At 38.5% G+C, this 23,490-nt stretch carries 21 protein-coding genes; 10 read left to right on the top strand and 11 right to left on the bottom strand.

The features are described from left to right. Positions 1-417 precede the first annotated feature (417 nt). Positions 418-2,175 (top strand): ABC transporter ATP-binding protein, encoded by a 1,758-nt coding sequence (locus BIV60_RS16490; RefSeq protein ID WP_071356800.1) that lies wholly within the window; start codon positions 418-420, stop codon positions 2,173-2,175. Continuing rightward, positions 2,172-4,187, top strand: a complete 2,016-nt coding sequence (locus BIV60_RS16485; protein ID WP_071356799.1) for an ABC transporter ATP-binding protein — start codon at positions 2,172-2,174, stop codon at positions 4,185-4,187. Before BIV60_RS16490 ends, BIV60_RS16485 begins: the two co-directional genes overlap by 4 nt. Before the next feature lie 209 nt (positions 4,188-4,396). Here the strand turns inward: BIV60_RS16485 and BIV60_RS16480 are convergent, their stop codons facing one another. Then, positions 4,397-5,017, bottom strand: coding sequence for an NAD(P)-dependent oxidoreductase (locus tag BIV60_RS16480; protein ID WP_071356798.1), 621 nt, complete (start codon positions 5,015-5,017; stop codon positions 4,397-4,399). A gap of 316 nt (positions 5,018-5,333) precedes the next feature. Here BIV60_RS16480 and fumC point away from each other — a divergent pair, with 316 nt between their 5' ends. Next, on the top strand, positions 5,334-6,713 hold the full coding sequence (gene fumC, locus BIV60_RS16475) for a class II fumarate hydratase (RefSeq protein WP_071356813.1): 1,380 nt from the start codon (positions 5,334-5,336) through the stop codon (positions 6,711-6,713). 76 nt (positions 6,714-6,789) lie between these two features. Here the strand turns inward: fumC and BIV60_RS16470 are convergent, their stop codons facing one another. The 9 genes from BIV60_RS16470 to BIV60_RS16425 all read right to left on the bottom strand — a co-directional run bounded on the left by BIV60_RS16470 (position 6,790) and on the right by BIV60_RS16425 (position 15,280). After that, complete coding sequence (locus BIV60_RS16470; protein WP_071356797.1) at positions 6,790-6,999, bottom strand: alpha/beta-type small acid-soluble spore protein; 210 nt, start codon at positions 6,997-6,999, stop codon at positions 6,790-6,792. Between the two features lie 521 nt (positions 7,000-7,520). Further along, positions 7,521-8,633, bottom strand: coding sequence for an ABC transporter ATP-binding protein (locus BIV60_RS16460; protein ID WP_071356795.1), 1,113 nt, complete (start codon positions 8,631-8,633; stop codon positions 7,521-7,523). Positions 8,634-8,743: 110 nt separating this feature from the next. Next, complete coding sequence (locus BIV60_RS16455) at positions 8,744-9,649, bottom strand: PucR family transcriptional regulator (RefSeq protein ID WP_071356794.1); 906 nt, start codon at positions 9,647-9,649, stop codon at positions 8,744-8,746. Positions 9,650-9,742: 93 nt separating this feature from the next. After that, the gene (locus BIV60_RS16450; RefSeq protein ID WP_071356793.1) at positions 9,743-9,934 is read right to left on the bottom strand and encodes a hypothetical protein; all 192 of its coding nucleotides are present in this window, start codon (positions 9,932-9,934) and stop codon (positions 9,743-9,745) included. A 71-nt stretch (positions 9,935-10,005) separates the two neighbouring features. After that, the gene (locus BIV60_RS16445; RefSeq protein WP_071356812.1) at positions 10,006-10,218 is read right to left on the bottom strand and encodes a YheE family protein; all 213 of its coding nucleotides are present in this window, start codon (positions 10,216-10,218) and stop codon (positions 10,006-10,008) included. A gap of 79 nt (positions 10,219-10,297) precedes the next feature. After that, on the bottom strand, positions 10,298-11,473 hold the full coding sequence (locus BIV60_RS16440) for a YheC/YheD family endospore coat-associated protein (protein ID WP_071356792.1): 1,176 nt from the start codon (positions 11,471-11,473) through the stop codon (positions 10,298-10,300). Continuing rightward, on the bottom strand, positions 11,470-12,834 hold the full coding sequence (locus BIV60_RS16435; RefSeq protein ID WP_071356791.1) for a YheC/YheD family endospore coat-associated protein: 1,365 nt from the start codon (positions 12,832-12,834) through the stop codon (positions 11,470-11,472). Before BIV60_RS16435 ends, BIV60_RS16440 begins: the two co-directional genes overlap by 4 nt. After that, a complete protein-coding gene (locus tag BIV60_RS16430; RefSeq protein ID WP_071356790.1) occupies positions 12,812-13,915 on the bottom strand; it encodes a YheC/YheD family endospore coat-associated protein in 1,104 nt (367 codons plus the stop codon). Before BIV60_RS16430 ends, BIV60_RS16435 begins: the two co-directional genes overlap by 23 nt. Before the next feature lie 3 nt (positions 13,916-13,918). Beyond that, entirely contained in the window at positions 13,919-15,280 is a 1,362-nt protein-coding gene (locus tag BIV60_RS16425) for a YheC/YheD family endospore coat-associated protein (RefSeq protein ID WP_071356789.1), read from the bottom strand. 182 nt (positions 15,281-15,462) lie between these two features. Here BIV60_RS16425 and BIV60_RS16420 point away from each other — a divergent pair, with 182 nt between their 5' ends. The 4 genes from BIV60_RS16420 (at position 15,463) to BIV60_RS16405 (ending at position 19,514) form a co-directional block, all read left to right on the top strand. Further along, complete coding sequence (locus BIV60_RS16420) at positions 15,463-15,810, top strand: YlbF/YmcA family competence regulator (protein WP_071356788.1); 348 nt, start codon at positions 15,463-15,465, stop codon at positions 15,808-15,810. 130 nt (positions 15,811-15,940) lie between these two features. Beyond that, positions 15,941-16,810 (top strand): Cof-type HAD-IIB family hydrolase, encoded by an 870-nt coding sequence (locus BIV60_RS16415; RefSeq protein WP_071356787.1) that lies wholly within the window; start codon positions 15,941-15,943, stop codon positions 16,808-16,810. Positions 16,811-17,097: 287 nt separating this feature from the next. Then, a complete protein-coding gene (locus BIV60_RS16410; RefSeq protein WP_071356811.1) occupies positions 17,098-18,609 on the top strand; it encodes a coproporphyrinogen III oxidase in 1,512 nt (503 codons plus the stop codon). Positions 18,610-18,722: 113 nt separating this feature from the next. Further along, complete coding sequence (locus tag BIV60_RS16405) at positions 18,723-19,514, top strand: enoyl-CoA hydratase (protein ID WP_071356786.1); 792 nt, start codon at positions 18,723-18,725, stop codon at positions 19,512-19,514. Between the two features lie 32 nt (positions 19,515-19,546). Here the strand turns inward: BIV60_RS16405 and BIV60_RS16400 are convergent, their stop codons facing one another. Beyond that, on the bottom strand, positions 19,547-19,732 hold the full coding sequence (locus BIV60_RS16400) for a YhzD family protein (protein ID WP_071356785.1): 186 nt from the start codon (positions 19,730-19,732) through the stop codon (positions 19,547-19,549). A 126-nt stretch (positions 19,733-19,858) separates the two neighbouring features. Between BIV60_RS16400 and BIV60_RS16395 the strand changes: the two genes are divergently transcribed. The 3 genes from BIV60_RS16395 to BIV60_RS16385 all read left to right on the top strand — a co-directional run bounded on the left by BIV60_RS16395 (position 19,859) and on the right by BIV60_RS16385 (position 23,476). Further along, a complete protein-coding gene (locus tag BIV60_RS16395; RefSeq protein ID WP_071356784.1) occupies positions 19,859-20,758 on the top strand; it encodes an ABC transporter ATP-binding protein in 900 nt (299 codons plus the stop codon). After that, entirely contained in the window at positions 20,751-22,004 is a 1,254-nt protein-coding gene (locus tag BIV60_RS16390; RefSeq protein WP_071356783.1) for an ABC transporter permease, read from the top strand. The genes BIV60_RS16395 and BIV60_RS16390 overlap by 8 nt, the downstream gene beginning before the upstream one ends. A 251-nt stretch (positions 22,005-22,255) precedes the next feature. Next, the gene (locus BIV60_RS16385) at positions 22,256-23,476 is read left to right on the top strand and encodes a metallophosphoesterase family protein (RefSeq protein ID WP_071356782.1); all 1,221 of its coding nucleotides are present in this window, start codon (positions 22,256-22,258) and stop codon (positions 23,474-23,476) included. Positions 23,477-23,490 lie beyond the last annotated feature (14 nt).

Raw genomic sequence — 23,490 nt, 5'->3', positions numbered from 1 at the left:
AACAACACAGGTTACGTTCTTTACTGATGCGTAATGTGTGTTTTTTTGTCTCGTTTTTTAATTTGAGGCATACTGCACATCTGCCGTGCAGTATGCCTCTTTTTATTTTTATGGCTGTGTTAAATAACATTGTTGATTTTTAAACCTGTTGATTGGAGCGGAAGGCACGCAGACTCCTGCAGGAGTACGGGGCAGGGGAGACCCCACAGGAGCGCAAGCGACGAGGAGGCTCCCCGGACCGCCCTAAGGTGCGCAAAGTGCCTGGAGCGAAAATCAACAGCCAAGTTTAACACAGCCATTTTTATAAAAAAACAAGGAGGAACAGATGATGATGATATTTGGAGGAGTTCGACTTGCAGATTACAAAGGTGAGCTCGATGGCGGTTAGTTGAACAACCAAAAGGAGGAGTAAATATAATGTTTTCGGTCTTGAAAAAATTAAGCTGGTTTTTTAAAGAAAATTGGAAAAGATATACAATTGCGATTTTCCTTTTAATATTTGTGGGGATTTTGGATGTTCTCCCGCCCAAATTAATTGGGATGGCAATCGATGATATTCATTTCGGCGAAATGAGTAAAAATAAAATTTTTCAATACTTAGGAATTCTATTGGTAATAATGGTTTCTTCCTATGGAATTACTTATGTTTGGCAATATCAATTGTTTGGTGGAGCTTTTCTAGTAGAGAGAAAACTAAGATCAAAGTTTATGAGGCATCTCTTAAAAATGACTCCGGCATTTTATGAGAAAAATCGAACAGGAGATTTAATGGCACGGGCCACGAACGACTTAAAAGCCATTTCGATTACAGCTGGTTTTGGAATTCTTACATTGGTGGATTCAAGTGCCTGGATGCTGACACTCCTCTTTACAATGGGGATTTTTATTAGCTGGAAATTAACATTGGCTGCGATTATTCCTTTGCCAATCATGGCGGTGCTTATGAAGATTTACGGAAAAAAAATTCACAGCCGCTTTATGGAAGCCCAGGATTCCTTTGGCGAGTTAAATGACCGGGTGCTTGAGTCCGTTGCCGGCGTCAGGGTCATCCGTGCTTATGTGCAGGAAAAAGCGGATGCGGCTAGATTCCACCAATTAACAGAAGATGTTTTTAGTAAAAATATTAAAGTCGCAAAGATTGATTCGTTATTTGATCCTACTATTAAGATCCTTGTTGGAATTAGCTACTTGATTGGACTCGGATATGGTGCCTATTTAGTGTTCCACCAGGCGATTACATTGGGGGGGCTTGTATCCTTTAACGTATATCTTGGAATGCTGATCTGGCCGATGTTCGCCATTGGTGAGTTAATCAACGTGATGCAAAGGGGAAATGCATCACTTGACCGAGTGCATGAAACACTTTCTTATCGTGAAGAGGTAGGGAATCCACACCAGCCAATCGAGGTTTCTTCTGTTGATTCACTTCATTTTAAACAAATGAACTTCCGTTACCCTTCATCGAAACATGATAACTTGCAAAATATCAATCTTCAATTGCTTCAAGGCCAAACACTTGGCATTGTCGGAAAAACAGGCAGTGGCAAAACGACTTTTATTAAACAGCTATTAAGGCAATACCCGCTTGGGACAGGAAATTTATTTATTTCCGGGGCACCTATAGAAGGATTGAGCTTATCTCAGGTTCGCAATTGGATAGGGTATGTTCCACAGGATCATGTTCTATTTTCAAGAAGTGTAAAAGAAAATATTCTATTCGGCAACAAAGAAGCAAATGAAGTGGATTTGGAGAAGTCAATTGATTTAGCTGCATTCCGTAAGGATTTACAAATGCTTCCGGAAGGACTGGATACACTTGTTGGTGAAAAAGGGGTTGCTCTTTCGGGAGGGCAGAAACAAAGAATCTCGATTGCAAGAGCTTTGATTAAAAACCCGGAAATTCTGATTCTAGACGATTCTTTATCAGCGGTAGATGCCAAAACGGAGAAAGGAATTATTGAGAATATCCGTAATGTAAGGCAGGATAAAACAACGATTATAACGACCCATCGAATGTCAGCTGTCCAGCATGCGGATCTCATTATTGTCCTTGATGAGGGCAAAATTGTCGAGGAAGGGACGCATGAACAGCTCATGCAGGAAACCGGCTGGTATCGGGAACAATTTGTTCGCCAGCAGGTTGAAAATAAGACCGAAGAGGAGGTGTCAGCATGACAACGGGGAAAAGATTAATTCAATATGCATTATCTTATAAAAAGATCATCATCGCAGCACTTTTGATGCTGACCATTTCCGTGGCAGCAGATTTAGCAGGTCCGTTCATCGCAAAAAAAATAATTGATCATCATATATTGGGAATTGAATCGGATTGGTATGAAGCAAGTAATGGCAAAATGGCCGTAAACTATCATGGGAATTTTTATAAACGGGGAAAGTATTTTGCGGACGGTGAACAAAAAGGAAAGCATGTCCGGATTCTCCAGGCAGGGTCAAAATTTGTATTTATTGAACAAAAACTTGATTTCGACGGAAAAAGAAGTTTTCAAAATGGAATCTTGACTGTAAAAAAAGGTAATGAAAAGAAAGAATATAAGGCTGAAATACTTAAAGGCCCTGAATTGCTTGCTTTTTATCAGCCGGAAATACCTGGGATTTTCCAATTAATTTTCATTTATTTCGGTTTATTGGTGGTGTCGGCGTTATTTCAATACGGTGAAAAATATTTCCTGCAAAAATCAGCCAACCGTATTATCCAAAAAATGCGTGAGGATGTATATGGCCATATTCAGCGGCTGCCGATTCAATATTTTGATAACCTCCCTGCAGGAAAAGTGGTAGCCCGTATTACCAATGATACAGAAGCGATCCGCGAGCTTTATGTAACAGTACTGGCGACCTTTTTCACAAGCGTCATTTATATTACAGGAATTTATATTGCCCTGTTTATCCTAAATATAAAACTTGCCGCAATTTGTCTGCTGTTATTGCCGATTCTTTATGCCTGGATGTTGATATATCGGAAATATGCATCGAAATATAATCGGGTCATCCGCTCGAGAAACAGTGATATTAATGCAATGGTGAATGAATCGATACAAGGCATGAGTATTATTCAAGCGTTTAATCGGGAAGAAAATACACAAGCGGATTTTGAAAAATTAAACCGGGAACATTTTAAATATCAAAACAAATTGTTAAGTTTAAATTCTCTTACTTCCCATAACTTAGTTGGTATTTTGCGTAATCTGGTGTTTGTCGCGTTTATTTGGTACTTTGGCGGGCAATCGCTCGTCCCTTCTGTAGTCATCTCTCTTGGAATGCTGTATGCCTTTGTTGACTATGTGAATCGGCTGTTCCAGCCTGTCCAAGGGATTGTAAATCAGTTAGCGAATTTAGAGCAGGCACTGGTTGCCGGTGAACGGGTATTTAAGCTCATGGACGAACGAGGAGAAAATGTTAGCATGGAACGGGTCTCACGCTTTAAAGGAAACGTCAAGTTTGATCACGTTTCTTTCGGTTATAAAGAAGGGGAATATGTGCTGAAAAATATTAATTTTGAAGCGAAACAGGGGGAAACAGTGGCGCTCGTTGGTCATACAGGTTCAGGGAAGAGCTCGATTATGAATTTGCTGTTCCGTTTTTATGATTGCAAAAAAGGGAAGATTACAATTGATGGAAAGGATATTGAAAATATTTCGCGGCAAACGATTCGAAATCATATGGGAATTGTTTTACAGGATCCGTATTTGTTTACGGGAACCATTGCCTCCAATGTAAGCTTGGATGATCCGTCCATTACAAGGGAAAAAGTGGAGAAGGCACTCAAGGATGTTGGGGCTGAAAAGGTGTTTAAAAATCTAGAAAACGGCTATGATGAGCCTGTTATTGAGAAAGGCAGCACGTTATCAAGCGGGCAGCGCCAGTTAATTTCGTTCGCCCGAGCGCTTGCCTTTAATCCGGCGATTTTGATTTTGGATGAAGCCACATCCAGTATTGATACGGAAACAGAAGCTTTAATTCAAAAAGCGATGGATGTTCTGAAAAAAGGGAGAACCACCTTTATCATTGCTCATCGCCTCTCAACGATTCGAAATGCAGATCAAATTCTTGTATTAGACAGGGGAAAGATTGTTGAGCAAGGCTGTCATGAAGAATTGATGGCCTTGGGTGGAAAATACTATCAAATGTATCAGCTCCAGCAGGGCGGAAAGGGGCTTGCTGGATAAGTTGGAAAGGGGACAAAATCGTTTTGATTGGTCCCCTTTTTGCGCTATATAGTATGGCTTTTTTGATTCGCAAATAAAACTTATCAATTCACAAATAAATGATTCAGATTCGAAAAATAAAACCCGAAAATTTATAAAAAAGTGTAATCTTACAATTAGATTCTTTTCTTAAAGAGACTAACTATTACTATAAACAGGAAAACGAAGTTTTAATAAGTCAATCCCACCCGAAAACCGATAAACTCCTCACGAAACAATTGCTGATAAGCAAAATCCCCTGTATCAAATACCGAAATCGACGATGGGTGATTCGGTAGAATGTCCTTTTCGTACCGGTAAACACCCATTCTTTCTCCAATCGGCAAATATGTAGGACAGACAATCGTCCAATTAAGCCCCGATTCTTTCAAAATTAAATAAGCACGTAAATGTTCCTCCGCATCACGGATCGTTTTTCGCTTTGATTCCTTTGATTGGAAACGATAAAGATGCGGTGCCGAACGAGCCTGAAGAATCCCAGCTGTACCAATGGTAACAATTCGTTTAATCCCCTCTCTTCTCATCGAACGGATAATCAGTGGTATGGAATTGGAAAGCGTGGTTGTACCGTCCGTATTTAAAGCACTAACAACTACATCCGCTCCTTCCATCGCCTCTGCTATTTTTATCTCGTCTAACGCATTCCCCTCAATAATGGAGAGTCTGGTATCGGCAACGGATAATTTATGTTGATCTCTCACAAGCGCTTTTACATAGTGTTCATCGGAAAGGGCGTTTTCTAAAATAATCGAGCCCACTCTCCCAGTTGCTCCTAAAAGACAAATGTTCACAAAAAATTCACTTCCTATTAATAAGATGTTGATATTTGTCACAGGGCTAATTCGTTTCCTGTGGTAATGTAAAATTGATTATGTATATTTTAAAAGGAGGGCATGGGGATGTCTGAGTATTCAGTCGTGCTTACAATCGGAAGCTTTTTAATCCTTTCCTATTATATTATATATACCATCGTGAAAGCATAGGGCTGCAGACAAAATGTCTGCAGTTTTTTATTTTGAAACTTGCTCAAATCCAAACACTTTTATAAATAAAATGGATAAGAATGGGAATATATATGTAGAGGAAAAATTATGTGAGGTGGGTTTTTTGGAGAATTTCAGAATTGAAAAGGATACACTAGGAGAGGTGCAAGTGCCTGTAGACAAATTTTGGGGGGCACAGACACAACGCAGTAAGGAAAACTTTAAAATAGGAAAAGAAAAAATTCCACTTGAAATGGTTTATGCTTTAACCTACATAAAAAAAGCAGCCTCCATCGTCAACCAGGAGCTTGGTAAGCTGAATGAAACCAAAATGGAAGCCATCAAGAGTGTTTGCGACGAAATCCTTAACGGGAATTATGATGAGCACTTTCCACTGGCCGTTTGGCAAACAGGAAGCGGGACACAAACCAATATGAATGTAAATGAGGTGATTGCGAACCGGGCAAATGAACGACTCGCTTCCCAAGGAAAAATGGAGAAAATCCATCCAAATGATGATGTAAACATGTCGCAAAGTTCGAATGATACCTTTCCAACCGCGATGCATATTGCGGCTTACAAAAAAATCATCGAGTACCTCATCCCTTCGTTAAAGGAACTTAAAAACACGCTAAAAGAAAAGGAAAATGCTTTTAAAGGATTAGTGAAAATTGGGAGAACTCATCTTCAGGATGCTACCCCTTTAACGCTGGGGCAGGAAATTAGCGGCTGGAGAGCAATGCTTGAAAAAAATGAAAAAATGATCGCCGATGCTTGTAATTATTTACTTGATCTTGCGATTGGCGGGACCGCAGTAGGTACCGGGATTAATGCGCACCCGGAGTTTGGCGCAAAAATGGCTGAAAAACTTTCAGAGCTTACCGGACATCCATTTAGGCCTTCTAGTAATAAATTCCAATCCCTAACTAGTCATGATGAAATTGTCTTTGTTCATGGTGCTTTAAAAGCACTTGCCGCCGATTTAATGAAGATTGCCAATGATGTGAGATGGCTTGCCAGCGGCCCCAGAAGCGGGATAGGGGAAATTTCTATTCCTGCGAATGAGCCGGGGAGTTCAATCATGCCAGGTAAAGTAAATCCTACTCAAAGTGAAGCCTTAACAATGGTCACTTGCCAAATATTTGGGAATGATGCCGCCATCGGCTTCGCAGCAAGTCAGGGGAATTTTGAATTAAATGTTTTCAAACCAATAATTATCTTTGATTTCATTCAGTCCATAACATTACTTTCCGACGGAATGCGCTCGTTTAATGAAAACTGCGCGATAGGAATTGAGGCCAATTTACAGCTGATAAAAGAGCATGTGGAAAATTCGTTAATGCTCGTTACAGCATTAAATCCGCATATCGGCTACGAAAAGGCAGCTGAAATCGCTAAACTTGCATTTAAAGAGAACACAACTCTTAAGGAAGCTGCCGAAAAAACCGGTTATGTTTCACCGGAGCAATTTGATGAATGGATTAATCCTGAAAAAATGGTTTAACTAAATTGAAAGCCCCCTCTGGAAAGAGGGGGCTTAAGCCAGAATATTTATTTTTATTTACCAAAATTACTTTGAATTAACGATTAAATGCTCCGCCGCCAAGTTGAGATTCTGCCATTGCAACTAGACGTTTTGTGATTTCTCCTCCAACAGATCCATTTGCACGTGAAGTAGTATCTGCACCAAGATTTACGCCAAACTCTGAAGCAATTTCATACTTCATTTGATCAAGTGCCTGTTGAACGCCTGGTACTAAAAGTTGATTAGAGTTGTTGTTAGCTGCCATAGTTGAATAACACTCCTCTTAATAAATTTGGGGTCAGTATGGAATTGAACCATAATGGTTGAACCATTGCCTCCTTGGCCTAACCCATTGTTGAAATGTTTCTGTGGTGTTTGTGTTGCTTTGTATTCTCTATTATGTTTAAAAATGAAAGGCTTATGCGGTTGATTGATTGGTAATTTATTCCACTAGTTTTGTTTTTTAAAACGAGCAAACTAAATTCATCTTATAAACTAAAAGGGTGAGAGCCATGTCTGTATGCCCGGTATGTAATGGATTACGGGATATATACTTACTATGTACGAATTGCGGGAATCCTATGTTGGAAAATGGCAGGTTGATGGACTTTTATGATAATTACAGTCCCTATATGGAAATTGATTTAATGAAAATGGAAGATGGTTATCCAGATACCTATTCAGGGAATAAGTGTCCGCACCTTTATCGGTGTCCATCATGTTTGGAAGATAAAGTTGTATTCATAAAAGAATAAGCCCGTATTGAACGGGCTAATAAATAAAAATTTATTTTTCACTGTTTGGACGAATACGAAGTTCACTGTCAACATCGAAGAAATGTGCTTTATTTAAATCAAATGCAAGATCAACAGTATCACCAGGTTTAACATCTGCACGCGAGTCAAGTCTGGCAACGAAATCCTGTTCACCAAATGTTGAATAAACCATTAATTCTGCACCTGTTAATTCAGCTACATCCACTTTTGCGGAAATTTTTGTACCGCTAGAAGCTTCAATGAATACCGGTTCATCATGAATATCTTCCGGACGAACCCCTAGAATGATGGATTTTCCTACAAAGCCTTGTTCGCGAAGGAATTTCATTTTTCCTTCCGGAACAGCAATTAAATTTTTGCCAATTACAAATTTTCCATCTTCTAGTTTACCATTTAAGAAGTTCATCGCAGGAGACCCAATAAAGCCGCCAACAAAAACATTTTCTGGTTTTTCATAAACTTCTTTTGGTGAACCAACCTGTTGGATCACGCCATCTTTCATGACAACAAGTCGAGTTGCCATTGTCATTGCTTCGGTTTGGTCGTGGGTTACGTAAATTGTTGTTGTGTTTAGACGGCGGTGAAGCTTTGCAATTTCTGCACGCATTTGAACACGAAGCTTGGCATCTAGATTGGATAAAGGTTCGTCCATTAAGAACACCTTTGCATCACGAACAATCGCACGGCCTAATGCTACACGCTGACGTTGACCACCAGAGAGTGCTTTAGGCTTACGGGTTAAATATGGCTCTAATCCAAGGATTTTAGCTGCTTCTTTTACACGGCGGTCAATTTCATCTTTAGGAAATTTTCTAAGCTTCAAGCCAAAAGCCATATTATCATAAACGGTCATATGCGGATACAATGCATAGTTTTGGAAGACCATCGCAATATCACGATCTTTTGGAGCTACATCATTCACGCGTTTACCATCAATGAAAAAATCGCCTTTTGAAATTTCTTCCAATCCGGCAATCATTCGAAGGGTTGTTGATTTACCGCAGCCGGATGGACCTACGAAAACGATAAACTCCTTATCATCAATATGTAAATTAAAATCTTCAACAGCTGTTACCTTATTATCATAAATTTTATAAATATGGTCTAATTTTAACTCAGCCATTTTGTTCAGCCTCCCTAAACGATATTTTCTATTCTAAGTTTACAAAGAATACGGAAAATTCGGTATAGACAGGTTGCACAAGAAATGAAAACGCTTTTTTGGGCAATATGCTATTTGGACTGATACTCAAAAAGTAAACAGGCTAGAAACACAGTAAAGGCTCCGTAAAAATCCTTTAATTGAATCCCTGTTCTATCAATAAATTTATCAATTCGATACTGAAGCGTATTCCGGTGAATATACAATCTTTTTGCTGTCAAACTGGCATTTGAATTATTTTCCAGGAAGGTTTTAATCGTAATAAACATTTCCCGGTCTTCTTCAAATACTCCGGAAAGCTCTTGATGAACCATCTTTTGAAGATCATCAGGCAGTTGAACAGTTAAAAAAGCTGGAAAAATTCGTTGAAAGGTAAAAAAGCTGCTTACAGACAGGTGATTTTGTGCGAACGTAAAGTATTCTTTTTCCCGTAAAAATTGCGAAGGAAGTTCTTTCGCAAAAGGAGTGAATTTTCCAATATAAAAGTATGTTTTAAGGTAAAAGTCACTTTCAATCGTTTCGGACATCGTTAATAATTCTTTCTCCGACATAGACATCTCTTTTTTTTCCTCAATCACAATGCCGCTGTTTTCATTTTCCCAAATAATGATAACCTCTTCCGAAAAAAATCCTTTTAAAGCGGATTCCATCTCGTTTTGGTCGAGGCCATTTCCTTTAAAATGAAAATGGATTAGCCTGATTTGCGTATCCGGATTATAGGATGGAGGTTGTCCATTTGTAAATAAAAATTCATACCATCCCTTGGCTAATGTACTTGACGGGGTAACTGGAAATTCAATCGATTCATAAAGAGTTTTTAGCAGTGTGAATTCTTGGTCAGTAATGCTCTCTTTGGGTATACCAATCCATTCATTTTCCTGCCTGTCAAAAAAGAAAGTAAATTTTTCTGAAGCGTGTTCAGGTTTTTTAGAAAATAAAACTGAGCCATCATACAATGATAATATTTTTTTTAACATCGGTCATTTCCCCGCACTAACGAATTTAAAACTTTATTTCATTATATCAGTTCATTAAATAAGGCTGAACCGAAAACAGTTCAGCCGGAGATATTATTCACATTCATATGGCGGTGCTTCTTCTACAAGGTCGCGTGCTTCTTCAATATTGGAGGAATCATAACGGGCATGAACCGATCCGCCGGACATTCCCTCATTTATCATTCGGTCGATATCAAGATAAGCCTTATCTCGGCCTTCATATTCCACATCTGTTCCGCTTACAGTGTCTTTATCTTTTTTCATCTTATCGCTCCCTTTCCGATTTACTACTTTAGTTTGCGGAAAGGTTTTATTTTCATTCGTAAAAGAAAAGTTTAATGATCATAAACATGATAAAGCATTAGTTCATGGACCTGAGTGGTTAGCAAGTCGATTTCATCTTGTCCGGGAGTAACAAGAGTCCATTCAATTTTTCCAGTTTGATGATAGATTCCAGTATATCTGTGCTTCTTATAATAAAAGGAAAAACTCCAGCCGGGAATATTTTGATTTTTAAATAGCGGCTTAAACTGAAAGTGCATGAGCATGAACATCATCCTTTCTGAAGTATCTCCTTTTAGCTTACCTTGTACTACGCTGGAATGAAATATGGAAAAAGAAAATATTTTAAAAATTTGCTTTTTGGAAAAATAAGCTGCAAAGCCGTTCGATTTTTCTTTCCTCGATTTCTGTTTCGTCGAAACTCATTGGTTTTGAATTGACCTCAAAAAGATAGTAGTGACCGGACTGGCTAACACAGGCATCAATGGAAAATTCACCGAAAAATCCAAGCTCTCCCGATAACACTTTTCCAGCATGCTTCGCGATAGTTTGAATGAAATCATCGTGTTCATCTGTTTGGACGCGCAGGTAAGGAAGCAGTCTGCCGCCTAAGGGAATGTGAGTGGTGAGTTCTTGTTGATCTGACCCGCGGATTCCGATACCGGTAACTTCATAATCATCTTGTTCCGCATGAACGAGAATTCGAAAATCAAAACGCTTCCCTTCAAATTGGGCCGATTCAATTTCTTCCTGCGCTAGATATTCCTTTGTGGTTAATTCCATTTCCCATTTCTCCCAAAACGTTTGGAAGGTTGGGAACAGTTCCGTTTTTATTACTCCTTGGAGGAAAATTTCGTTATCCCCGTTTAGTTTCAATCGGTAAATTCCTTTCCCTTTCGCCGATTGAGCAGGTTTTAGATAAATGTTTTTATGTTTATAAAGAAAAGAATACAGGTCTTTTTCTTGGTAAGCTAAGATTGTTTCAGGCAAATATTGCTTTAGAATCGGGTGGTTTTTAAAGAGGGAATAAAGCTCATATTTATCGATAAAACATGGATTAAAAAATGGGATATTTTTTTCTTTTAAGGTTTGGAAAAAGCGTTGACTCTTTCCATCCTGTTCTGATTTGCGAAAAGGAATACGATTATAAACAAGATCAGGGTAGGGGACGGTAATTTTAAACCATTTTTCTTGAGCAGGAAGGAACATAAATCCCTCAATAAAATCATCTCTCACTCCTTCGGATGTAAAAATAAAGCTTATTCCACCGTGTGAAATAAGCTTTTTTTGGAGTTCTATAAAGAGGGGACCATTTCCTGTGACCGCCCCATTTCCTTTTCTCGCCGTCATGATGCCAATGAGAGGCCCAAGATGATTATTTTTCATTCCCAAATCAAAGCTAAAATCATCTCCTGCAGCCGGATCGAAGCGAATCATTTTTTTATCTCCTCCTAGTGTATAGATCCCCTCCATTTCATTTTGATACCACTCGGCTGCAAAACGGTCATAGAAAATTTTCATTGGAACAATTCCTCTGGATGTAAAATAGATTGTTCGGTAATAAAGACAGCAAATGCAATCGTAAGTTTACGAGTTAATAGGTCAAATTCCTCTAAATCAGGATGATTGAAAATCGATCTTCCCGGTTTCGAATTGGCTTCAAAAAGCCAAACGTCCCTGTTTCGGTCAATTCCTAAATCGAAGCCAATTTCACCAATGATTCCTTCGATATTTCGTTCCAAAGCCTCGCTTAGCAAGAGGGCTGCATTTGAAAGTTTCTCGGTATAGAGCGCACTTTCTTCTTCCGAAAAAATTTCCCCGATGGTTTTAATATCCCCGCCGCTTCTCTTATGGGTTGTGACACTGCCTTGCCCCGCAATTTTGGCGGCGATTGCTGTTACTTGCCATTTCCCTTCATCATCCTTGTTGGTGTGAACACGAAAATCAATCGGCCTCTTCTCATGCCGAAGCAAATGGATTCCCTGCTGTACCAGATTTTTATCTAAACGTTGATTGGCAAATACATTTGGAAATAATTTTTCAAGGCTTGAGAACTTCCTCAAGCGATTAGCGAAAACTTTATCCTGGTAGCGGCAGAAATAATCGCCAGTATGTTTATCATAAATAATTTGATGGACACCCAATCCAAGGCTGCCATTTTTCGGTTTGATAAAGACATGGCCGTATTTGGATAGCATGGTTTCAATTATTGAAAAGGAAGTAAACGGAAAGGATTCTGGTAAAAAGTTTGCTGCGAAAGGATCCTGCTGGAGTCTTTCATACACATCCAATTTATTGAAAAAACCTGGATTATACCAGGGAATAAGATAATCCTTTTGAAGCCGTTCCTTCACTTTTATTAATTTTGGATTTCTTTCACTCTTTCGATTAGGGAGACGGTCATAAATGACATTTGGGAATGGAACTTCAAAATTCTGCCAAGTATCTTTGTGATAAAAATATCCATTAATCATCCCTTGCTCCCAATCAATATGTTGTTCGCCAAAAACAAAAGGCATGGCACCTACAGAATTCTTTACGGAAAGTAGCTTTTCAAAAAGCTGTGTTCTGTCGCCAATCGGCTGTTCGGGAAATGGGGTGAATCCAGACGTAAAAATGCCGATTAGTGGTCCAATATGAAAAGTTTGCTTATCTAAAAAAACATGCATCGGAACCGCCAGGTCAGGAAAAGACAGTGCTTCCTGGATTGGTTTACTAAGAACAATTCGGTCATTCTTATCAGGATGGGGGAAAAAATGAACCTCGATTGATTTGGAACCAAAGGCCATTCGATTAATTTTCTTTCCCTTCATGATAGAAGGTGGACAAAAGACGATGTTTTGGTTGTTTGGAACAATTTCAATTCGATAGTGTTTTCTCATATAAGTTCTTCCTTTCTTGTAAATCAGTCTGAGAAAGGTATTTTCCATAGAGAAGCGGCGCAAGGTCGAGCGTTTCCTTTATGTTTTTCCGGGTCTGCATGAGAACCTTTCTTCCGGGCTTTGAATTCATATCAAGAATCCAAAGCGAACCGTTTTTCGCGAGTCCAATATCCACCCCTATTTCAAATAAAGGCATAAACGCTTTTTCAAGTAATGGAGGAAGATGAGTAATAATATATTCTAACTCACTGCAGATAAAGTCCTTATTGTGTGCCGGCAAGGCCGCGAGCCATGTGGAAAAGTCGATGGCTGAACCTCCCGCGCTTAAGTTTGATAGGATTCCACCCGTTATACCGACTCGAACTCCTTTACCACGCTCAACCCAGACTCCGGTTTCGTTTTTTTGAAGAAAAATGCGGATATCAAATGGTTGAGAATCATCATTGGATAGTTCCAAGTATGGTTGGTAAAGGTATTTGTGCTGTCTCAATAGAGTCTTTAGCCAAGTGATTAATTTTGCATCATTTGGAAAAATTCGTGAAATGATTTTTTTATTTTTTTCTGTTTTGACATGGAAAGTTTTATCATTCTTTTTGACAGAATATATGCCAAACCCTTGTGAGCCATTAATCGGCTTTAAAATAATTTCTTTTGTTTTATCAATTTCTTTTAATAATGAGGTAAAATCAAGCACCGGGTATGTCCCCGGTAAATAAGCGGATAGCATTGAACTTCGTAATGCTTCGTAGAGTTCTAATTTATTTGGCAAACCATAACCTAAAAAGGTAATATCATCTCGGCTCTTTAACCAGGATACAATCGGTATGCATTGCTTTGAATGTTCATCGTCCCCGTAAAAGCAGCGATCATATAGAATGGACGGAATCGGAAATTCACAATCCACCCAGTTCTTTAATTCTAAATCGAATTTTTTCCCTTTTACTTGGAGGGTATGAGGATGAATTTGGGAAGGGATAAAGCGGAAACATTGGATCCCGCATGCGTGTGCGTTTCGTGCAATTCCATCAAAATAGGAAGTCTCACTATCCATATTTAATGACATAATACCAAATGTAATCATTGATTATTCCTCCTTTTCAATAGAGAGTTTTGTACAAAAGCGGATTATAGCCTTTGCTGACGGGCGGATTTTCCTGTTTCCATCGTCAAAGTTTTTGGATGGCTTGGAATTCACTTCGATAAGCCAAAGCTTACCTTCCTTGTCTACTCCAATATCGATCCCAAGTTCACCTGTAATTCCTGGGGAATACGTGCTGATTGTTGTGGCCGTTTCAATTGAAAGTTTTTTCATTTGCAAAATAATTTCAGCTGCCTTTTCTTTTTCCAAGTTCTCACTTAAGGCTTGATGAGGCTTCATAATGGTTCCGCCCCTGGAAATGTTTGATACAAATTCATCTTCGTGCGAAATCCTTGCAATCAGGGAGGTAACTGACCATTGATTCTTGAGATTTTTATGGCATAAGGCTCTAAAGTCCATGGGGCAGTTTTTATTCAGCATGAGATGAATTCCTTGCTGGATAATATAAATGCGATTACCCTGAAGCTTTTTTAACTGTTTATACATTTTTTCGATGGATTCAGCCGTTAAAATTTTATTAGAAATTGAATTTATGGAAGTTTTCAAATTAAATCCGTTTTGATCACGAATTAACCTTAAAATATTTTTTCCTTGGCTCCCATGGATGGGTTTAATAAAAACCATTTCATATTTTTGTGTAAACTCTTCCAGATTTTCCTTCGTGAAAATTTTTGTATCGGGAATATAGGAGTGAAGGAGATTTTCTTGGATTAATTGTTCATATACATCCCACTTGGAGAGAAATCGGTCGTTAAACATTGGAATCTTTAATTGTTCCAATCTTTCGCGAAAGCTGTGAAATTGGCTTGATTTTTCCCGATTCCGCGAATGAACCCGATTGTAGACCACATCCGGTAAGGGGACTTTAAATGGTGTCCATTTCCCTTCTTCAAGGTAATACCCTTGATCGGAAAATTCATCATCGGAAAAAACATAAAAAAATCCCCCAATTTCAGAAATACCGTGGTGAAGTTCCTCACAAAAGCTATGGATGGATCGAAAATTAGGTTCTTCCTGGCTTTTAAAATTAAAATCTGTTAAAAGTCCAATAATCGGTCCGAGTGATAATGTGGTGGTTTCTACATCAAATTTTGCCTGAAACGTATGTTGTTTTAAAGGCAAGCACAAATCTTTTATGAAACATTCGGAAATAGATAGTTCATTCACCGCCATGTTGATTGTTTTTATTTTGGTCATAATGTTTTGTTTTCCTAATGATACATTGAACTCTTGTTCTCTTTTTATATGCAATTTTTGAAATAATTCATTCGATATCCATACAAGATTATCGTCATTGGAGGTGGATTTCCTAGGGACGATAGTGACCTTGGTTTTAATTTGGGACATGATCACTCCTCATTTACTAAACAAGAATAAAATAGGCATTAGCTGATATAGTATCCTATGTAAAAATAATCAGAATTGTGATAAGAAGTGAAGTTTTCCGGAGATTGGTGACATTCTCGCATTACTCTTCATAGTTTGGTATAGTTGAATGTAATTGTTGATTGAAAAGGAGAGTGCAAAAAATGGCTGTTAATTTATACGATGCAGCATATGCATTAGAAACATCGATTCGTCAAAGTGATGAGTTTGCGGAATTAAAGAAAATGTATAGCGAGGTAAATGCAGATCCGGCAGCAAAAAAAATGTTTGACCAATTTCGGGATATTCAAATGAATCTTCAGCAAAAACAAATGATGGGTCAAAATATTACAGAAGCCGAGGTACAACAAGCACAAGCAACGGCGGCTCTTGTACAGCAAAATGAAAAAATCTCCCGTCTCATGCAGGCAGAACAAAGAATGAGTATGATCATCGGGGAATTAAACCAATTAATCATGAAGCCGTTAGAAGAGTTGTACGGCAAAATGTAACGAAAGATAAAGCTTTTGGATGAAGAAATCCGAAAGCTTTTTATTTTGATTTTCCCCTTTGTTCTATAAATTGGTGAAAAAACATAAATGTGATATAAGGGTAATTTCATCAAGAACAGGGGGCAACATTATGATTTATCGCTTGCTGGCGTTAAATATCGATGGCACACTTCTTCAGTCCAATGGGAAAATTCAAAAGTCAACAAAGGAAGCCATTGAATATGTTGAGCAAAAAGGCATTTACGTAACACTGGTAACTTCGAGAAGCTTTCCCTCGGCACGTAAAGTAGCTAGGGCTTTAAAAATAAAAGCACCATTAATTACCCACCAGGGTGCCTTTATGTCCAGTGTGCAAGAAAAGCCCATTTACGTTAAAAGGATTACTGAAGACATCACCTATGATACTGTCCAATTGTTAGAAACGGTGCCATGCCAAATTCGGCTTGTTCATGAACAATTTTCATTAGCCAATAAATTAAAGCTTCATAATAATTTGTTGGCGAAAACGATTTTTACTTCCGGTGACCCTGTGTTTTATTCCCAGCAATTTGTTCCATCATTAAGTGAATATTTACATGATCAGCCGGTAACACCGCCGAAAATCGAGGTATATTTTGAAAAAGAAAGCGACCTGAAAGATGCAAAAATAGCGATCGAGAATATGTACACCGAAATTGATGTGATTGAACTGGATTCACTCCGTTTAGATATCGTTCCTGAAGGGGTTTCGAAATTAAGCGGATTGACATATCTTGGAGGGCAGCTCGGGATTAGTAAGAAGGAAATGGTCGTGATTGGCGAAGGAATCGATGATATCCCGCTTATTGAAGAGGTTGGTCTTGGTGTAGCAATGTGGAATGCCAGTTTCGAAGTAAAAAGAGCTGCCGATTGGGTAACACGGTCCCAAAACGAAAATGGAGTCGCCTATATGGTAAAAGAACACTTCAGAAAGCAGCAGCCAATTGAATTTTTACGGAAAATGAATATAATCAAAAAATAAACTGTAAAGGATATCATAGAACTTGTCTATGGTATCTTTTTGTTTCCTATAAGAATTTATAAATTGCTTTGAGAATTGTCCAGCTCCAGCGCCCAGCGACTAGTGTACTTCACTCGCCTCCCTACGATAAGTCAACATCGAATCGCTATCGCTCTCCGTGTTTCCTTTATCTCAGTCGACTCGCTCCAGTCCTGTCGTGCGCTAAACGGGCGCTTCCGCTTTTCTTAATATTGACCTCGAATTAGCGATTTTGTACACTTAAGGAAGTTTAATTTGAGGTGATTTTATTGAGAATATCCATAACAGGTTTAGAGGATACGAGATTTGACCGGCCGCTTCAGTTGATTGCTAACTTGTTTTTTGAGGAATCACAGATTCTAAAAGAATATGCTGAAACAGCAGATATAAAAATTAAGTTTTCTTTGCAAATAACCGAAACCGTAACAGTTGCGGCAGAATTAATCGGTCTTTCCGGAAAAAAGGCTGCAGCGGATTATCAAAAAGTCTTGCAGCCTGCTGTAACCGATAAAGAAACCTTTAAACAAATAAAGAATGCTGTGGCACATGTCTATTTAATGGTGCTGCAGGATTTTACAGGAATGATTCAAAAATGGGGAATTTTGACCGGTGTTAGGCCAACAAAATTACTTCATCGTAAAGTTCAAGAAGGAGTCCCTAAGCAGCTTGCCCACCAGCAATTAAAAGACGATTATTTGATTACAGATGAAAAAATCAATTTAATGCAGCAGATTGTGGACAGACAGCTGGCCGTCGTACCGGATTTATATTCACTGCAAAAGGAAGTCAGCATTTATATTGGGATTCCCTTTTGCCCGACAAAATGTGCTTATTGTACGTTCCCGGCCTATGCCATTAACGGCCGTCAGGGGTCAGTAGATTCATTTCTAGGTGGTCTCCATTATGAAATGAAGAAAATCGGCCAATGGCTAAAGGAAAAAGACATTCGGATTACAACGGTTTACTATGGTGGAGGTACGCCGACAAGTATTACAGCAGAAGAAATGGACATGCTTTATGAAGAAATGTATGAATCATTCCCGGATGTAGATCAGATTCGTGAAATCACGGTTGAAGCAGGAAGACCTGATACGATTACTCCTGAGAAGCTGGCGGTATTGAAAAAGTGGAAGATTGACAGAATTAGTATCAATCCACAGTCGTATACTCAAGAAACCCTAAAAGCAATCGGCCGGCACCACACCGTAACAGCAACGATTGATAAATTTCATTTGGCTCGCGAAATGGGGATGAACAATATCAATATGGATTTGATTATCGGATTACCTGGTGAGAATTTACCGGAATTTACCCATTCGTTGGCTGAAACAGAAAAACTGATGCCTGAATCGTTAACTGTTCATACTTTATCCTTCAAACGGGCTTCCGAAATGACCCAGAATCGGAAAAAATACAAGGTTGCTGACCGATCTGAAGTGGAGAAGATGATGGAGCTTGCGCAAGTTTGGACAGAGGACCATGGCTATGTACCGTATTATTTATATCGTCAGAAAAATATTCTTGGTAATTTAGAAAATGTTGGATATTCATTTCCGGAACAAGAAAGTATCTACAACATTATGATTATGGAGGAGCAGCAGACAATCATTGGTCTTGGCTGCGGTGCTGCTAGTAAATTTATTGACCCTGTTACAGGAAAAATCACTCACTTTGCCAATCCAAAAGACCCGAAATCCTATAATGACGGTTTTGAAGCGTATACGGAAGACAAAATTAAAATATTAAATGAACTATTCTCAGAGAAAGGTTCCCCAGCCTAGGCGGCAGGGGATTTTTTCTTTTAGAGAAAATTCCATATTTTAAGAAAACTTATTTTTATTCCTTCCATTTCCATTTATAATAGAATTGATTAAAAAATGGGGGGCGTGTGAGGTTGTCGAATAAGTCTGTATCAGAAAAGGTAAATGTTATCACAAATGGCCGTGTAGTAACAGTGGAAATGAATCGACCGGAAGCATTAAATGCAATGGACATTGAATTAATTAGGCATCTAACCAGCTGTTTAAAAGAAATCAGTGTATCCGATGATATTGATATTGTTGTTTTAACTGGAAAAGGAAGAGCCTTCTCCGCGGGCGGAGACATTAAAATGATGCAATCGAATATTTATGAGAATGAATTTTTCTCCTTTATGGATTCAATTAGTGAACTGGCCGTAACATTGTACAGTATTCCAAAACTGACAATAAGTGCCGTTTCTGGTGCAGCAGCGGGCTTAGGATTTAGTTTGGCATTAGCAACAGATCATATTATTGCTGAGGAGTCCAGTAAATTAGCAATGAATTTTGTCGGTATTGGATTAATTCCTGATGGAGGAGCACATTTCTTTTTAGAGAAAAGGGTTGGAGAATTAAAAGCAAAGCAAATTGCTTGGGAGGGGAAAATATTAAATCCAAATGAAGCCTTGGCCCTTGGTCTCATTCAGGAAGTGGCAGAAGGTGATATTAAGAATACGCTAGAGGCTAGAATTTCGGATTGGTTAAGCCGCCCTATACAAGCAATGATTAAAACGAAAAAGATATTAGCTGAAAAAAACCGTCCACAGCTGCTTAAAATTTTGGAACTGGAGAAATATGGACAAATAAAAATGCGGCAAACACATGACCATCAAGAAGGAATTCAAGCATTTATTGAAAAAAGACAACCAAAATTCATTGGAAAATAAGTAAAAAAGAAGCCCTCGGGCTTCTTTTTACCTTATGAATGGAATAATAATAGTTTTCCGTTCGGTGAGGTAACACGATGGGTTTTTTCCAATAAATTTTTTTCTGATAATAGTTTTGTACCCAATTCTTTCGCAGCATCATCATTGTCAGCTTGGAAGGTTTCATCTAAAATCTTTTCCCCATTTGGTTCGAAGGCGGTAATTTTATAAGGTTTCATCAGGCACTCCTCCTATGATTTGTTTATTACTATTATTTTTGCATAATTCTATCAATTTAGTAAAGAAAAAAAAGGAAACTTTTAAGCTGAATCTCTCGTATAATTTATAAAAGGAGTGATGGAAAATTGGGACTTCAACTTGAGAATGTATCAAAACGGTTTGGGCAGTTTACGGCTGTAAATGATTTATCGCTGACAATACCGGAAAAAGAGATGTTTGGTTTTTTAGGGGCAAATGGCGCAGGCAAAACAACTACTTTCCGTATGATATTAGGACTTCTTGAACCAAATTCAGGGAAAATAACCTGGGATGGCAAATCGATTGATTATTCAACAAGTCATTTAGTTGGCTACCTCCCTGAAGAAAGGGGATTGTACCCAAAATTAAAAGTCCGGGACCAAATTGTTTATTTGGCACGGCTTAGAGGGATGCAAAAGCAAATGGCTGTTAAGGAATTACACACATGGCTTGATCGCTTTAAAATCCCGGAATATGAGAATAAAAAAATCGAAGAGCTATCAAAGGGAAACCAGCAAAAAATTCAATTTATAGCTGCTGTCATACATAAACCAAAGCTGTTAATTCTAGATGAGCCCTTTAGCGGCCTTGACCCAGTAAATGTAGAACTTTTAAAGGAGGCCGTGGTCTCCTTAAAGGAAAACGGTGCGACCATCGTGTTTTCAAGTCACCGGATGGAGCATGTGGAAGAAATGTGTGAACACCTATGTATCTTGCATAAGGGAAATCCTGTTGTACATGGATCATTAAAGGATATTAAGCGTACTTTTGGGAAAAAGAATCTCGTTATCCATGCGGATTTTCCATTGGGTTCTTTAAAAAGCTATCCCGGGGTGTTAAAAGCAAAAACGACGATGGAAGGAATTCATCTTCAAATTGAAGGGGAAAAGGTTGCAGAACAAATTTTAAAGGAAATTGTTGGGAAAGGCTTTATTCGAAAATTTGAGCTTGAGGAGCCTTCTTTGAACGATATTTTTATTGAAAAGGTAGGTGATTCCTATGAATAGGTTTTGGATTATCTTATTCCACACTTATGTAAATAGATTAAAAACCAAATCCTTTCTATTTACTACTCTTTTAACGGTCGTTATTGTCCTTGCTCTAACAAATATTCATAACATCATTGATGCTTTCGATAAAAATGACGGTAAAGAGAAGGTAGCTGTACTAGATGAAACAGGACAGTTATATGAGCCATTAAAGAAACAGGTTAGCATCATTAATAAAGATATTTCACTTTCTCTTTACAATGGGCCAATAGAAAAAGCTGAAAAAGCAGTTGCAAAAGGAGATTACAGCGCAATCATGCAACTCCGGTATAACGACGAAAAGCTGCCGGAAGCAACTTTTAAAGCAATGAGCATTTCCGATTCGGCGTTGTTTACCGATTTGCAAACCAGTCTTCAACAAATCAAAACGATGCTGGCTGCTTCGAAGATTCGTTTAACTCAGGCGCAGCTGCAAAAGCTTTATGAACCTGTTCCATTTAAAAAAGTGGCTCTGGAGAAAAATGCGAAAACAGAAGAGGAATTAAATCAAGCGCGGGGACTTGTTTATGTACTCCTTTTCATCATTTATTTCTCTGTAATCATGTACGCCAATATGATTGCAATGGAGGTTGCAATCGAAAAATCTTCCAGGGTAATGGAAATCTTAATATCCAGTGTTTCGCCGATCAAGCAGATGTTTGCAAAGATTATAGGGGTTGGTCTTTTAAGCTTGACTCAGCTCGCTATTTTTCTATCAGTCGGTTATGTCTCGTTAAAACGAAATATGGAATCACTGAAGGAAGGATTTTTCGGTGTTTATGGTTTTGGGGACATCCCAGTTGAAACGATTTCCTATGCGGTTATTTTCTTTATTCTTGGCTATTTTCTTTATGCGACACTTGCAGCCTTTCTAGGGTCGCTTGTCAGCCGGATTGAGGATGTGCAGCAAATGATTACACCAATGACCTTACTCGTCGTCGCAGGCTTTATGATTGCTATGTTTGGTCTCGGAAAGCCAGATTCATCCTTTATAACGGTTACATCCTATATTCCTTTTTTTACCCCAATGATAATGTTTTTACGGGTCGGGATGCTGAATATTCCTGCATGGGAGTCACTTATCGGGATCGGCCTCCTGATTGCAACCATCATCTTTTTAGCGGTATTTGGCGCGCGGGTTTATAAAGGTGGCGTTTTAATGTATGGGAAATCGAATTCCTATAAAGATATTAAAAAAGCACTGCAATTAACGAAAAATAAATAATCTTCTAAAAAGAATATCGGGCACTGCCGATATTCTTTTTTAAAATTTTTCGCACAGAACGTGCATTCGGTTTTTGAGGGTGATACAATGAAGAAAAGTGGAAGCGCCTTGGTCAGCCCCGCCGGTGAAGTCGTTCTTTGACTTCATCGGCGGGACCGAAGCAACCTAGGAAAAAAGCAGTTCATTTTTTCCCTCGAGGGGCTAGGCGCTGGAACTGGACAATAAAGAAAAGACCGTGAGAGGAAAATTTTATGAAACAAATATCCTTTATTCATGCTGCTGATCTTCACTTGGATAGTCCAATGGTTGGATTGAAATATTTGCCGCCTGACATTTTATCAAGAATCAGGGAAAGTACGTTTGTGGCTTTAAAAAAACTGACCTCAGAAGCCATTCATCGTAAAGTTGATTTTATCATTTTTGCCGGAGATTTATTTGACGGGGAGGACCGCAGCTTGCGTGCGCAATCTCGTTTTCGGACCGAAATGCTGAAGCTTGCCGAACATAATATTCCCGTTTTTATTATCCACGGCAATCACGATCATTTAAATGGAACTTGGGTACATCTGGACATGCCGGGGAATGTACATATATTTGGTCATGAGGTTGAAATGAAGCCATTGGAAACGAAAAGAGGTTTACAAGTTCATCTTTATGGGTTCAGTTACCCTGAACGCCATGTATTTGAAAAGAAAATAGAAGATTATCGAAAAATCGAGGGGGCAGATTTTCATATTGGCATTCTCCACGGAAATGAAAGCGGCCGAGAGGAGCATGGTAATTACGCACCCTTTTCAGTCAAGGATTTATTTGAGAAAAAATTTGACTATTGGGCATTGGGACATATTCATAAACGGGCAGTTTTATCTGAACATCCCCCGATTCTTTATCCCGGCAATTTGCAAGGAAGAAATAAAAAAGAAAAGGGGCCAAAGGGCTTTTATCATGTCACCTTAAATGGTTCAGAAGCAAATCTCGATTTTGTAGAAACCTCTGATATTGTTTGGGAAGAAGCTGTAATTGATGCTTCGTCAGCAGAAAACTTTCATCAAATTCTCCAGCTATGTCAAACAACAATAAATGGTTTTAGGAAAGAGAATAGCGGCACACTTTTAACGTTGTTTTTAGAGAATGTCAATTTAGAAGATGCAAAAGAACAAAAGAGTATAAACAATGAACTTCTTGAACTCCTTCTCGATGAGGAAAAGGAGGAAAAGTCCTTTGTCTGGATTGTTGAACTTATTGTACTTGAAAACATTCATGTGGATAAGGAGCACTTAAAAGCGGAGGCGAATTTTTATGCTGAATTGTTTCATACCGTTGAGGACTATGGAGCAATAGAAGAGACATTGGCTCCATTGTATGATCATCGCTTAGGAAGAAAATATCTCTCCGTTTTAACAGATTTTGATCAAAGAGAATTGGTTGAAAAAGCAGAAAAGCTGTTAATCAACTTACTTTATAAATCATAGCAGAAAGGGGGAGT

It is taken from the genome of Bacillus sp. MUM 116 (assembly GCF_001866655.1).
Lineage (GTDB): Bacteria > Bacillota > Bacilli > Bacillales > Cytobacillaceae > Neobacillus.
This window is presented reverse-complemented; position numbering and strand designations above follow the sequence as displayed.